The organism is Paenibacillus tyrphae (genome assembly GCF_024158745.1).
Classification (GTDB): Bacteria; Bacillota; Bacilli; order Paenibacillales; family NBRC-103111; genus Paenibacillus_G; species Paenibacillus_G tyrfis_A.
Genome location: NZ_JAMZAW010000074.1, coordinates 1 through 572 on the forward strand (window position 1 = coordinate 1; position 572 = coordinate 572).

Here is a 572-nt window from a genome sequence, read left to right on the forward strand (position 1 = left end):
ATGGTGGGCTCAAGCGTCTGCCTGTTGACGCCGGGCGGAGAGAAAAACCCGGAGCTTATGTTGCAGGCGATCCGCCGTTATGGCGTGACCACGATGCACTTTGTACCGGCCATGCTTCATGCGTTCCTGGATTACGCGGAGCAGCAGGCGAAGCAAACGGTCGCTGAACAAACGTCCAGCCTGCGCCATGTATTCGCCAGTGGAGAGGCGCTGCCGCCGCAGCACGTGGCCCGCTTCCAAGAGGCGATTGGCCGGGTGAACCGGACGCGTCTGATCAATCTGTACGGACCGACGGAGGCAACGGTGGACGTCTCGTACTTTGATTGCGAGCCGGATGAGTCCTATGCGGTGATTCCAATCGGCAGGCCGGTGCACAATACACGGCTGTATATCCTGAAGGAAGGAACGGAGCAGTTGCAGCCGGTCGGGGTGGCAGGCGAGCTGTGCATCGCCGGGGTGCAGGTGGCAAGAGGCTACTTAAACCGTCCGGAATTAACGGCGGAAAAGTTTACGGCTGATCCATTTGTGGCAGGCGAGCGGATGTACCGGACCGGAGACCTGGCCCGATGGCT

1 protein-coding gene is annotated in these 572 nt (G+C 60.5%); it reads left to right on the forward strand.

All coding sequences use genetic code 11. The features are described 5' to 3' along the window. Positions 1-572: AMP-binding protein (locus NI000_RS36560; RefSeq protein WP_253416174.1), on the forward strand; the 572-nt coding region annotated here is incomplete at both ends.